9 protein-coding genes are annotated in these 13,396 nt (G+C 47.2%); 1 reads left to right on the top strand and 8 read right to left on the bottom strand.

All coding sequences use genetic code 11. The features are described 5' to 3' along the window. Positions 1-7 precede the first annotated feature (7 nt). The 6 genes from ftsY to H6629_22715 form a co-directional block, all read right to left on the bottom strand. Positions 8-925, bottom strand: coding sequence for a signal recognition particle-docking protein FtsY (gene ftsY / locus H6629_22740; protein ID MCB9070603.1), 918 nt, complete (start codon positions 923-925; stop codon positions 8-10). Between the two features lie 75 nt (positions 926-1,000). Further along, a complete protein-coding gene (locus H6629_22735; GenBank protein ID MCB9070602.1) occupies positions 1,001-2,404 on the bottom strand; it encodes a hypothetical protein in 1,404 nt (467 codons plus the stop codon). 15 nt (positions 2,405-2,419) lie between these two features. After that, positions 2,420-2,764 carry a hypothetical protein gene (locus H6629_22730; GenBank protein ID MCB9070601.1) on the bottom strand — a complete coding sequence of 115 codons (345 nt, stop codon included), beginning with the start codon at positions 2,762-2,764 and terminating at the stop codon, positions 2,420-2,422. Between the two features lie 213 nt (positions 2,765-2,977). After that, complete coding sequence (locus H6629_22725) at positions 2,978-3,859, bottom strand: diacylglycerol kinase family lipid kinase (protein ID MCB9070600.1); 882 nt, start codon at positions 3,857-3,859, stop codon at positions 2,978-2,980. A gap of 5 nt (positions 3,860-3,864) precedes the next feature. Then, a complete protein-coding gene (locus H6629_22720; GenBank protein MCB9070599.1) occupies positions 3,865-4,263 on the bottom strand; it encodes a RidA family protein in 399 nt (132 codons plus the stop codon). A 15-nt stretch (positions 4,264-4,278) separates the two neighbouring features. Next, positions 4,279-4,899, bottom strand: coding sequence for a threonylcarbamoyl-AMP synthase (locus H6629_22715; protein ID MCB9070598.1), 621 nt, complete (start codon positions 4,897-4,899; stop codon positions 4,279-4,281). Between the two features lie 408 nt (positions 4,900-5,307). On the opposite strand from H6629_22715, the gene H6629_22710 reads away from it, so the two are divergent. Continuing rightward, positions 5,308-9,402, top strand: a complete 4,095-nt coding sequence (locus H6629_22710; protein MCB9070597.1) for a right-handed parallel beta-helix repeat-containing protein — start codon at positions 5,308-5,310, stop codon at positions 9,400-9,402. On the opposite strand, the gene H6629_22705 is transcribed toward H6629_22710, so the two are convergent. Continuing rightward, a complete protein-coding gene (locus H6629_22705; GenBank protein MCB9070596.1) occupies positions 9,403-12,558 on the bottom strand; it encodes a M6 family metalloprotease domain-containing protein in 3,156 nt (1,051 codons plus the stop codon). Between the two features lie 17 nt (positions 12,559-12,575). Next, on the bottom strand, positions 12,576-13,358 hold the full coding sequence (locus H6629_22700) for a T9SS type A sorting domain-containing protein (GenBank protein MCB9070595.1): 783 nt from the start codon (positions 13,356-13,358) through the stop codon (positions 12,576-12,578). Between the last annotated feature and the right edge of the window lie 38 nt (positions 13,359-13,396).

Here is a 13,396-nt window from a genome sequence, read left to right as displayed (position 1 = left end):
GGCAATTTTACTGTCCCATCAGGCTATCGGCATACAATTTTGCGTCGAATGGCTGCAAATCGTCCATGCCTTCGCCAACACCGATGTATTCCACCGGCAAGCCCAACGTGTGAGCAATGCCGATAACCGCACCGCCTTTTGCAGAGCCGTCCAGCTTTGTTAGCACAATTCCGTTAACGCCGACAGCGTTCACAAATTCGCGCGCCTGGTTGAGTGCATTTTGTCCGGTGTTGCCATCGAGCACCAGCAGGCGGTAATGCGGCGCATCCGGCATTACTTTTTGGATGACCCGTTGCACTTTTTTGAGCTCTTCCATCAGGTTTGCTTTGGTGTGCAAACGCCCGGCGGTATCGATCAGCACCACATCCGCTTTGCGGGCTTTGGCAGCCTGTATCGCATCGAAGGCAACGGCAGCGGGATCGGCACCGGAACCGTGTTTGACGATATCCACCTGCAGCCGGTTTGCCCAAATTTCCAATTGTTCCACAGCCGCTGCGCGAAATGTGTCGCCCGCTGCCAGCAGCACTTTTTTGCCGTTTTGTTGAAATCGACGGGCAATTTTGGCGATCGATGTGGTTTTCCCCACACCGTTTACGCCGATCACCAGAATTACGTATGGATGCTGTTGAAAATCGGTTTCAGAAAACGAGCTTTCGGGGAAAATATTGGCGATCTCATCTTTTAGAATGCCGAACAGCGCAGTAGCGTCCTCGAATTTTTCTTTGCGAACCCGCAGTTTTACCGCTTCCAAAATGCGCATCGATGCATCGACACCCACATCACCGGAGATCAAAATTTCTTCGATTTCTTCCAATAATTCGTCATCAATTTTCTTTTTGGCGGAAATGGCCAGCGACACTTTGTCGAAAACCTGAGATTTCGTTTTGGCAAATCCCTTTTTTATTTTGTCAATCCAAATCGACATTGACTATCCTCTGTTATTTTTTTCTTTATATTTTTGATATGTATTTGCAATAAATTCAACAAATTACAAACTTGATCAAGATTCCGGTTTCATTAAAAAGCGTGCAGCGATAATTCCGATAACACTGCTCAAAACAATCGCGACAAATCCGCTGGCGAAGGCACTACGGGAGATGAGGTTCAATTCCCAAAATTGCCAGAGAATAAGCGTTGCAATTTCGCCGCGCGGAAAGACACCCAACGCCATCATCACTGGATACAATTTTTGTGACAACCAAAATACGCCAACCACTGCCGCAATTGCGCCGAATCCCAACAGCAGCACCGCCGCATTCACCCAGACACCGCTAATATGTTGCTGAAAAATCATAAAAGCCGATCGCCCGACTTCGATAAAAGGGAGCGGATAAAGGATCATTACTGCGCTAAAAAAACGTTTTTTGGACAACAAATCGTTGCTGCTGAGCAGCAGATTCAGCAACAGCCCACAACCTAATCCCAACACGATCAGCGGAAAGTTAATGCGAAATCCGCAGTAAATAAACAGCAGAATTAAGCTGATCCGCAGAAATGCAACCAGTTCCGCAGGCCATAACCCGACCGGTTTCATCAATCGCTTGGTGACGCCGGTAAATGCAAAAGCTGCGGCAATCAGCATCAAAATCAGCCAATAGCCGACATCACCGGAAATTTTTTGGAGGAAATTTTCGCGGTAGTTTTCCAACAGCACAACCCATGCGTATCCGGTAATTGCCAGCACATCGATAATTGCCGTGATTTGCAACAGCCGGGAAACCGGACGTTTCCAACCCGGTTGAATCGGGAATCGAAACGCGATAATTGAACCGGCGTTGATGCTTAGCAGGCTGACCAGCAACAAAATTGTCGGGGTGATTTGCCCGTTGAACAGCAGGAAAAATCCGAAACTGCCAATGATAGCGGCGTTGATAAGCACCATCATCGTGGTTTGCCAGAGCAGGCTGCTATCGAAATTGAAGCGCAGCATCCGCAGTTCGAAATTTGCACCTAAATTCATCATAAACAACAACATGCCAATGCTCGCAAACAAGGTAATCAGTCCGGTTGCCGGATTTGCCGGCGTTTGTCGGGCAGTTTTCAGCACCTGCCACGAAAGGCTGTCGCTGAGCGGCACATCGAGGTAAAATCGCAACGAATCCAGAAATGGCTTTTCGCCGACAATATTTGTAACACGATGATGCGATATCATGCTGATGCTGGTAGAATCCGGCAGGTAAGGCTGTAGCAACGTGAGCGTTTCTGAGGAAATCCGGTATTCGCGGGAAAATGGCGGCGCGCCGGGTTCGGCAGAGTAATTTTGCCAGCTGAGCAAAACCCCGCCCAAAATAAATCCACTGACTAAATATGCCACAAAATCTGCCAGTTTCATTCGTCGCGTCAGGCTCAACACCACGCCGCTAATGGCATAGGCGATCGCCAGATAAATAAAAATTTCGCTCAAAATTTGATTATCCCTCTAAAATTGCCAGCGAAACATAAGTTGCAATTGATTTTCGCCATTCTCCGGCGTCCCGATACCGATATCCATTGTTTTCTCGAACCCGAACAAATAGGCATCCACATACGCATCTACCAAAGTTAACAGATATGTCAGCCCAAAATACCAGCTATTGGTGCCCCGGCGGTCTCGAAAAGTAGTGTTGCCGGTGCGTTCATATTTGCGATTATTGTCAACGATTTGATAAATCAGATAGCCGTTTAATGCGGCAACAAAAATGCTTTTGACCGGTTTTTCGTTGTAAAGCTGCCCCCATCCGGGCAAAACTGCCGAACGAAGCGTTGCGCCCATCGGCGATTTCAAAGGCTTATCGGAGAACAATCGAGTTGTGTCAATGTCGCTGGTTGAACGGCTTGGGCTTGCATTTTGAGCATGCAATCCAATAAACGAGAGCAGGCAAAGCAATAACCAAATTTTAGCCGAATGTAATAACACTCCCCTGCCCTGTTCTGTTTTTCGAAATCTAAATATTTTGTAAATCATTAAATATCAGCAGTTTAGAACTATAATTATTTATCAAGCCGGCGCCGGGCAAACCACATTTAGTATCGATGGAACAACTTCAATTTCAAAATGCCGGAGCCGGGTGCCCAACAATTCGCCATCGACATGGGCAAGAATGCCAGTTTCGCAATCGATCACCAATTTACGGATATTATAATACTCAACCTGTGAAATCCCGAGATGTGTGCCGTTAATTGCCTTCGGCAGATGGCGAAAAATTTCGCTGCGCCGCAGGGCATGCAACATGCAAACATCCAGCAATCCGTCCGATAAATCTGCTTTTGGCAGCAACCGGAATCCACCACCGAGAAACTGCCCGTTACCGACCGACAGCAGAAATATGTCGCGGTGTTCGGTTGTGCCGTCTTTTCCGAGATCAATCGCGTAGTTTTGATACGACAGAATTTTTCTGAAAACCGCGCTCAAATATAGTGAAAATCCATCGAGATAGCGAATTTTTTGACTTTCGACCACTACATCCGCATCGAATCCAATACCCATCCCGTTCAAAAAATAGGTGTCATTTACCTTGCCGAGGTCTATTGTTTTGAGAAATCCTGCTTTCAGGATTCGCACAGCTTCGGCGGGATTTTTGGGGAGATGGAACATTCGGGCAAAATCGTTGCCGGTGCCGACCGGAATAATGCCCAGCATTGCAGAACCGCCGGCAATGCCATTGACAACTTCGTGAATAGTGCCGTCGCCACCAACTGCAACAACCAAATGATCACCGGATTTGAATGTTGCTGCAATTTCGCGGGCATTTCCTGCGTATGCCGTAACATGCAACCGGCTCCCCGGCAATTCCGTTTCCAGCAATCGCGATAACGGCTCCAGCAATTTTCCGGCTTTACCACGTCCGGCGGCGGGGTTGAGAATGACATGCGTCGCCATTGCGGTTATCCGGCGTTTTGCCCGTTGGGAACCACTGCAACGCACTCGATTTCAACGAGCACATCTTTGGGCAAACGACTCACTTCCACTGCCGAACGCGCCGGTGCAGCGGTGGTAAAAAATTCTGCGTACACAGCGTTCATCGCTGCAAAATCGTTCATATTTTTCAAAAAAACAGTAGTTTTGACAACGTGTTCAAATTCCGAACCCGCAGCCCGGAGCACAGCGCCAAGATTGTTCAGCACCAGCCGCGTTTGGGTTTGGATATCTGTGTTCAACAGGGCATCCGTTTTTGGGTCGATAGCGATTTGCCCCGCGGTAAACACCATTCCGTTGACAACCACAGCCTGATTATAAGGTCCAACCGGATTGGGTGCATCGGCAGTTTTTACAATTTTTTTCATGACATATCCCTCGATTTAAAGTATATCGATCGCTCCCTTGCCTTCGCGGAGGAGCTCCAACTCGTCATTCACAAAACGAATGACGGTTGAATGCTCGCCATCCACCATCGGGCCGGCATCCAGCAATACCGATGCAGTAAGGGTAAACGGGTTATTTTCATCAAAACTGTTATATAAATTATTGGGAAAATCCGCTACATCGGGATCGTAAGATGTGTTCAAAATGGGATGTCCGAGCAACTCAACCAGATCCCGACATACCGGTGTTGCGGGAATTCGCACACCAATTTCTTTTTGGCGGGAAAGCATCAATTTGGCGATATTTTTTTTGGCATCCAGAATAATGGTGTAGGGTCCGGGAGAGCATTTTTTGAGCAACCGGAAAGCATCGTTGGAAATTTTAACAAAATCCGCGGCTTGCTGAATAGAACTGCAAATCATACTCATATGGTCAAATTTGGATTTCCCTTTTATTCGATACAGTTGTTCAATGGCTTTTTTGTTAAAAATACTGCAACCAACACCATAAGTGGTATCCGTCGGGTAAATAACAATTTCCCCACGTTTTAATGCATCGACAGCCTGGCTCAATATCCGCTGTTGGGGATTCTGATTGTGAATTTCTAAACGCAGCATATTCATATATTTGAGTAAAATTATTATAGGCTGTTAAAATACGGTTTTCCCCCTGAATAAACAAATTAAAAAAGCGTTGCAAAATTTGAATTTCGTGAGCCACGCGGCATAAGTCCAGCGTGTAAATGCGACAGGGTTTTTGCGAAAAAATAAAGCTGAATTCATGGTTATTTCTTGAAAATGACAGGATATCATCTTGCTACAGGAAAAAAATATATGCAGTTTTGTAAGATTATTTCGAAGAATGTGTGAAAAAACTATTTTGTCAGGATATGTATTTTGTTGAATAATTAAAGCCTGGCGCGTGATCTTCGATAATAATTAGATTATATTTCATCTTATTTTTGAGCTTTATATCAACAATTGTGGATGGATTTTGCCCCGGAATGGCAACAATTTCCGTATTTTATGGATAAACTAATCGCAAATAACACGCTGTGTATGAACTGCATGGCAGACAAAGGCCCGGTTTCGGTTTGTCCGTATTGTCATTTTGCGGAAAACGCAATTGCGGAAAACGCCGCACATTTACCCTACAGAACCTTGCTCCATTCGCGATATATTATTGGAAAATGCTTAACCAAAACGCCGTTTAGCATCACTTATCTGGGTTTTGATCCTAAAAGTGAACGCAAAGTGCGGATTCGGGAGTTTTTTCCGGAATCGATGGTTGTTCGGGAAAAGAGCAACTTGCGGGTGCTTTTGCGAAATCCCGATTTCAAAGAAGAATACGAATTCGGTATTCGCAAATTTACCGAAGAAACACAGGCGCTTGCGGCAGTAAAAGCGCAGCCAGGTATCGCCCACATCGTCGATAATTTTCAGGAAAACGGCACGATTTACCGGGTTTCCATTCAACCGGAAGGACAGCTGTTATCCGATTTACTCGAGGAAGACAGCCTCCGCCCACCCCGCGAAAAATTGTTGACCACCTTCCGCCCGTTGATGCTGGTGTTGGAGCAACTGCACAGCCAGGGCTTGCTGCACTACGCCCTAACCCCGCAAAATATTGTGATCGGCGATGATAACATCGCAACGTTGGTTAATTTCAGTGGCACAGATGCGATTTTGGCACACCACACCAACACGCTCTCCCAATTTCTGGATAGCGAATTTGCACCGCCGGAATTTTACGATCAGATCGAATCTGCCCGTCCGGGATCGGATGTTTATGCGTTAGGTGCCATTTTATTTCGGCTGATCACGGGGAAACCACTCCCAAAACCGGATCAACGGCCGGACGAGTTATTTACCAACGAATCGGTTGCAACGGGTGTGCCGCGCGTTGTGCTGAAAGCTTTATCCTACGCTACTTTTGAAGATACAGAAAAACGCTTTAAACAAATCGGTCACTTCCGGTTGGTGCTCACCGAGGTTTGGAGATCACGGAAATCCGCACAATCCACGATTGCAAAAGATGCGTTCAGCTATGTGGATTGTAACAGTTGCGGCATCATGAACGAGGTATTAACCACCGATTTGGAAAGCGGCACCAGCACCTGTTTCGCCTGCGGGCAGCAATTGGTGCTGAGCAAAGCGGTGGATCACCCAACCGCCAGACAAACCATTCATCCGCCGGACAAACAATTTACCCTGCAATCTACAGGAAGCGCGTTTTTTGAGGTACGCCGAAAAGCGCCGACCGATGAGCCGGAATTTGTCAAAGTTGCCTGTCCGGTGTGTAAAGCACCCAACGAGGTGTTGGTCAACGAGTTGGGTTCGCTCGCGCATTGCGTCACCTGCGGAACGCCGTTACCAAAAGATGCGCTCGAAATCATCGAAGAATACGACTTTTCGTTGACCGAACTGTTACAGGAAAATCCGGAAGATGTGCCGGAAATGCCGGATTTGGAAGCCATCACCGCTGCTACCGAAATAGCAGAACCGGAATCACCAACAGATGAAAAGGCGACAGAAACGGAACCGGTTGATGAGGTTGACGAATCGGTAGATACGATTTTCGAAGTAGCCGATGCCACGTTCGCTGAACCAGATGTCATCGATGAAACGGACACGGAAACGATTGATAAATCAGAAATCATCGATGAGAAAGATGCCGAATCAATTGACGAACCAGTAATTGACGACGCTGCAGCATTTCAGCCGGAAATCGATGAAACTGAATCTGTTGAGCCGGAAATCATCGAAGAGCCGGATGCGGAAACAGCTTCACCTGAGGAAAAAGCGGTCACGCCTGAGATCGAAATTCCCGACGAACCGGATGCAAAACCGCTGGAAGTCGAAGATTCGGCTGAAGAATCCGTCGTTTCCGAAGAAACCATCGCTTTTACAGAACCGGAAATTTTTGATGAGCCGGAAATCGAACCTGCGGAAGAACCGGCTCTGGCAGCAGAAACACCAGAAGTACCGGAACAAACCATCGATTCCGCACCAATCGATTCGTCAGAAGTCACGGAAACAGAAGCCCCGGAAAAAGCTGCAGTAACTGCTGCAACAGACGACGAATCCGCCGAATTTCAGTGGGAAATCGAGCTGGACAGCATCGAAAAAGATGACAGCGATGTGACGACAGCTCCGCCAAAAGAGGCGGAACCGGATTCCGGTGTCGATGTGGGGCAGATCAAAATTCCCGAGAAACAGTCGCCAAAATCAGCGGATGAGAAAACATCCGGCATCGGAAAGTCGAGCCGGAAATCGGCAGCATCGACGCCGCTGGCGGGCGACATCGACGATATTTTGGACAGGGAGCTGGGTTTTGGATCTGCTCCGGCAGAAGCCCCGGAAAAAGAATCGGCTGCCAAAGTTGATAAAAAACAGAAAGTTAAGCAGCCCAAGAAAACAGCGTCGCAGCCGCAGCCAATCGAATCCGAAACACCACCGGTTCCGGAAACCAAACCTGTCAGCAAAGCAAAATGGCCCTGGCTTGCAGCTATATTTGTCGTCATTTTGTTTTCTACTGGCGGCACTTATTATTGGCAATTGGAAAAGCAAGCCACCGCCGATCGCATGTTTCAAGACTACGTTCAAAAAGCAGACCAGTTTTTTGAACAAAAAGATTATGCAGCGGCATCGACGAGCTATCAGCAGGCGCTGATTTACAAACCGGAAGCCGAATATCCTCAAAAACGATTGGTAGAATCCCAGGATATGATCTTGGCAGAACTCCGTGCAGACACAACCGCGCTTGCCGCATTGGACAGCGTGGAAGTCCGGTTGAGCAATTTGCTTTTCACAGCCGATTCGCTGGAAAATGCCGGGCGTTTGAACGCAGCCGGGGAAATGTATCAGCAGATTTTGGCAGAATTTCCCGGTGACTCTGTTGCCGCCGGACGACTCGCCGACCTCAATCGCAAAATCGCAACGCAAACTGCACCTGTTCGCACACAACAAAAACCAGCGCAAATTGAACTACGCCCGGAGGATGACCTCGCGGGAACCGTCGCTGCGGCACCGCCATTTGCAACGTTCCGGCTGGCGCGCGGTATTTACGAAATCACCGACCCCATAATTGTGCGCTTCGATATGCAATTCGAGGGCATCGGCGGGAGTTACACCACCCTCGTTTCTCAAACAGGAAATACCATTTTTCAAATCGAAAATGGGGCAAAGTTGAGCATCAAAGATGTCGGATTCAGCCGCCAACAGGCGAAATCCGGCGCGACAATTATTGCAGTAAATGAAGGTGAGCTGCAGTTGCGAAATGGCGAATTCCGCGATGCACAAAGCTTGAGTGAAACGCTCGACTATTGCGCCGTGCTTTTTTCGAATCGCAGCAAAGGCGAAATTCGCGATAGTAAATTTACCAATCATGCGGTGGGTATTATTGTTGGTGATGATGCATCGCCACGGCTGGAGAAAAATGAATTCTGGCAAAATATGACTGCCATTCACATTAACGGCAGTGCGCGGCCGCGGATTCGCGTCAACCAAATCCGGCGAAATTTTGGCGACGGCATCGTCATTTCCGAACAGGGGCAGCCGATTTTGGAGGAAAATCTGATTACCGAAAATCGTGGTAACGGGATTGTTTTCAATACAGAGCGGTTCAGCGGGACTGCAAAACAAAATACGGTGAACAGCAACAAAGGTGCAGGCGTGTTGATTGACGGCACATCGCAACCCATTCTGGAAAATAACGAAATAAACCTGAACGAATCCGGCGGTGTGCTGGTTCAGGGAACAGCACAGGGCATTGTCAGGGAAAACCGAATCGAGCGAAACAGCATTTTTGGCATCCGTTCGGCAAATGCGTCATCACCACAACTGCAACGTAACACGATCAAAAATAACAAAGGTGACGGCATCGAAGTGCTCAACCAGGCAAAACCCTCCATTCAGGGCAACGAAATTTTGCAAAATCGTGGCGATGGCATCAGTTTGCTGATCACCCAAAACGGCGGTCTGATCCAAAATAATACCTGCCGTGGCAACCAGGGTTACGGCATCAGTATTTTGAAAGGCTCGCGACCAAATTTGGTAAATAATTCTGTTGCGGGAAATTATGAAGGTGATATGTATGATGAAACTGCCGAGATAAAATAGTTAATTTTCGCCGGAAAAATCGATGGCAGAAATGCCATTGTTTTTTCGCCAAATTGCCACATCCACTGAATCCACTTTGCCATCCAGATTAAAATCCGCACTGAAATAGCCGTTAACGGCACCTTTTTGCAATTGCCATCCGTTGATTTTATCGCGTATATCTATCCCGGCATCGCCGGTTGCGTCGCCGCTGCGCATTGCCCAAACACCGTTGTCAATTTCGATTTGCGCCCGTTCAACGGCAAATGTCCCTGCTGTGGAAAAATCATAATTTACAATATTGCTATCGATACGAACAGGCAATCGACTGCTCACCGGCAAGTGATTACGATGGTCAACCCGGATAAAATATTCTCCCGCAGCCAAATGACCGAACACCAGCGGTGTTTGCCCGTCAACTTCGGTGATTTGCCCATCGCGGGTCAGCAGTCCTGCGCGCTGAGCCGCGATATTCGTTCCGCCAGCATCCGGCGAAAGTGTCACCAACACCCAATCGGTGACATTTTCCGGCATGATTGCAATCGATTCGCTGCTGCGATATTCCCACGGCAAACCGGAAAAGGGTTGCTGCATCGGCAAAATCATTTGGTCAGCCAGATCAGTGCGCATTATTTCACCAGAAATCGCTCCCTCCAACAGCACTTTTATGTTTAGCAAATGCTGGTCAATTTCTGTTGATTGAATGGATATCGGAATATCCAAAATCGCACCGATGGAGCTATTGTTGTAAACCTGGAACATTCCCGAAAATTGCGGCGGTACATCGCTGTTCCGAAACGCCAGTTGAACGGTTTGGATTTCGCCCGGATAAATTTTACCGTTTTTCGGATAAATGGTTAGCCACGGAAAATCATCCGGCGGGAGAATTTGCACAACTAACTGGTTGTGAACAAATGCTGAATTGAACGAAATTGGCAACCCATCAACACCGCCTGGTGCCTCAATTCCAATGCTCCCGGTTTGCAAATTGCCCGTCATCGCCAAATACAACAACCGAATTTCTCCGTCCGGAAATAGCAAAATTTGAAAAGTATATTCGCTGCTGCCGGAGTAATCTACCACTTTCTCAAATTGCAATACCCAGCTATTTAATGCAATATTGTGAGAAACAAAAACATTACCGCTCCGGGCGGGATTCAAATCACGCCAAAATCCGGCAATCAGCCCATTCGGCGATTGAACATCCGGCATCAACTGATGCCAATAGCTATTGCCAATATCACTTTCGAATGTCAAAAATCCGTTTGCCGATACGATTGCTGTTTCAAACAGTTTGCCGTAAAATGGAAAATCGAAAGGTAGAGCTACAGAAATCGCGTTGTCATCACCGAGCGGCAATCGTTCGCCGATGGCAGAAATATCCGTCCATTGAAATGGGATCCCATTTGCCGAATCGCTGCTGTGCCAACGGTAACCAAAGGAATTTCCTGACTGACTTGAATTTGCGACATTTGCACCCCGAAAATCAGTTCCACCTTTTTCAGGTGAGGCTGTTGATAAATATGAATTTACATAAGCTGCTGGCTGCAAAGCGGCGGCAGCTTCCAATCGTTTCACCAATTGCCATTCCAGCGGCGGTGCGTTTGCTGCTGCCAAATTTGCGATCTCGAATGTGAAAAAAGAGGAATCGCCCGTTGTCGGTTGAAGTTGCAATTGTTGTGGTGTGACGGTAATTTCGGGAACACTGCAAATGCCGTCCACTGTAAAAATGACTTCGCTGGCAGATTGCTGAACCGGGTGCAATCGAAATGGCAAACCATCGGATGCATAATTTTGGGATGCTGGCAAGCTGTTGCAATCGAACGTTGTTTGAATAAACGGGTCCCCGCCATCCCCCCGATTGCTGCTATTTTCGAGATCCCACCGACCGTCCGCCTGCTCCAACGCCACCCGAAAATGGCGTCCCGGATCGCTGCCGGGCACCCACTCGTTTCGGTTGCTCGTTTGCGTATCATCGACGTGCCAAACCAGCAAACCTTCACCCGGTAAATATTTATCAAATCCAGTTTTGGTGCGATAAGCGATTAAAAAATATTCGTTTACATCATCGTCAGGATAAATTTTTAATGCGGATGCATCCGTTTCCACCGGCAATAACCGCCCATCGAAAAGCCAATCGTTGATCGCCGTACTGTCCCGCAACGAAATAATTTCCGGTTGAATCCAACCCAGTTGTGCTTTGCACCATGCACTCATGTGCGCCGGCGAATCCGGCGTTAGCCAATTTCCCGATGCCATCAAACACCAGTTGCCGATGCCCTCCGAACTCTGATCGAGATCGTATAAATCCGGCAACCCGAGCGCATGCCCGAATTCATGACAAAAAATGCCTTTGGAGATCATGGTAACGCCATCGCAATTTAATCCGGGAGTTATCACGTAATCGCGAATACGAATCTTGCCGCCGTTTGCTGCGGCGTCATCAGTCACAAAATCGGCACCGTTCCACCACGCGCCATACGTCCAGCGGTGCGACCAAATATTACTGTTGCCGCATTCGCCACCGCTTTCAGCATGCACAATCGTCACAAAATCCACAAAACCGTCATCGTCGCCGGAATTGGGAAAGCCGTCGGGACCGTCGTTGTCGTATGCTCCAAAATCGATCAGCACATCATTGGATTGCAGTGTTTCTTTCAGCAACTCGCCTGTTCGCGAATCGTGCCCCAATCCGTTGCTGGCGCCTTCGTAATATGCATCATTTCGGGATAGCGTGTGCCAATCATATACCGTTCCGGTGAATGAAAATTGACCGTATGAAATTTCCCGGTAGTAATCGGAAAGCGTTCCTGTTGGCCAGGGACCGTCGAATAGCTGTTGCTGCAAATCGGTTACAGAAAATGGCTCAATTAATGCATTTGCGAATTTTACGGTTAAAACCGGAATTGCTTTTTCGCCCGAAAAATGCAATCTCTGTTGGGGGATATTCGATGACTGGTGATTTTCCAACCGTTGATTGGTTGCCGCTATTTCTCTGGATTCTGCCAAAAATGCCTGTTTGAATGTAAATGCATCCGGTGATTCCTGAATGCGGGAGAAATAAACCAGCGGCACGGAAACGCCGGGTTTTGGCGGTGCAATCTGGGCGTATAGTTGTAAAATTGTTGCCGCAAGAAATAACAGCACCGGAATAATTTTTGGCGAAGAAAGGGGCATTTGTTTATAAAACCATTTTATTTTACCAGCAGCAGTTTTCGGGTTTTGATACCCGAAGGCGTTTTCAAAACAAGCAAATACATCCCGGATGCAACCTGATTTCCGGCATTATCCGTACTGTTCCAACGAATTTCGTGAAAACCACCGGTAAAATAATCGACCACCAAATTGCGAACTTGTGCGCCAAGGCTATTAAAAACATTGAGTTCAAGCTTTGTTAACTGTTGGTTTTCCGGCACATAAAATCGAATGGTCGTTTCTGGGTTGAATGGATTTGGGTAGTTGTCCAGCAAAACAAAATTTTCCGGAAGTTGAGTTGGAGTGATATTTTCAACATCGAAAATCTGCAAGCTCACAACCTCTTGTTTTTCATTATCATAGCTATCAAAAACAATGCTTGAATTTGGTAGATCAACGCTATTTATCCATTCAAAATTGAACGCTTCGCCCTCTTTTATTTTTTGAAACCGAACAGTAGCCACCGTTTGGAAATCATCAGAAAATAACAATCCTGAACTATTTTCCCGGCGTTCGATATTGAGCGACAAACTGCTTTTGCCATACGGCTGTGTTAATTGTGGTGGGTAAAAATTCGCAGATGGAAACTGGTGTTTGAGTAATGTGGGTGCAGTAATTGCCAACGGGTTAAACCGGATCACCAAATTTCCCGATCCGATTCCCTCAGGGGATTTTGCCTGAAATTCGACAGTTATGTTCTGGTCATCAATGTTATGGATCAACAGCCGCAAATCGCAATTGGCGGCATGGATGGCAATTGACCACATCTGTAGAAAAATCATTAATTGCAACAACCGCATGTCATCTCCATTTTCACATA

The organism is Calditrichia bacterium, assembly GCA_020634975.1.
Taxonomy (GTDB): Bacteria; Calditrichota; Calditrichia; order RBG-13-44-9; family J075; genus JACKAQ01.
The sequence above is the reverse complement of the archived record's forward strand: the minus strand, read 5'-3'. Positions and strand labels throughout refer to the sequence as shown.

What these genes read in the sequence shown, in the direction of transcription:
- H6629_22710 (MCB9070597.1), top strand. Translation starts at nt 5,308, where the DNA reads ATGGATAAACTAATCGCAAATAACACGCTGTGTATGAACTGCATGGCA.
- H6629_22700 (MCB9070595.1), bottom strand. Translation starts at nt 13,358, where the DNA reads ATGATTTTTCTACAGATGTGGTCAATTGCCATCCATGCCGCCAATTGC.
- H6629_22720 (MCB9070599.1), bottom strand. Translation starts at nt 4,263, where the DNA reads ATGAAAAAAATTGTAAAAACTGCCGATGCACCCAATCCGGTTGGACCT.
- H6629_22725 (MCB9070600.1), bottom strand. Translation starts at nt 3,859, where the DNA reads ATGGCGACGCATGTCATTCTCAACCCCGCCGCCGGACGTGGTAAAGCC.
- H6629_22705 (MCB9070596.1), bottom strand. Translation starts at nt 12,558, where the DNA reads ATGCCCCTTTCTTCGCCAAAAATTATTCCGGTGCTGTTATTTCTTGCG.
- ftsY (MCB9070603.1), bottom strand. Translation starts at nt 925, where the DNA reads ATGTCGATTTGGATTGACAAAATAAAAAAGGGATTTGCCAAAACGAAA.
- H6629_22715 (MCB9070598.1), bottom strand. Translation starts at nt 4,899, where the DNA reads ATGCTGCGTTTAGAAATTCACAATCAGAATCCCCAACAGCGGATATTG.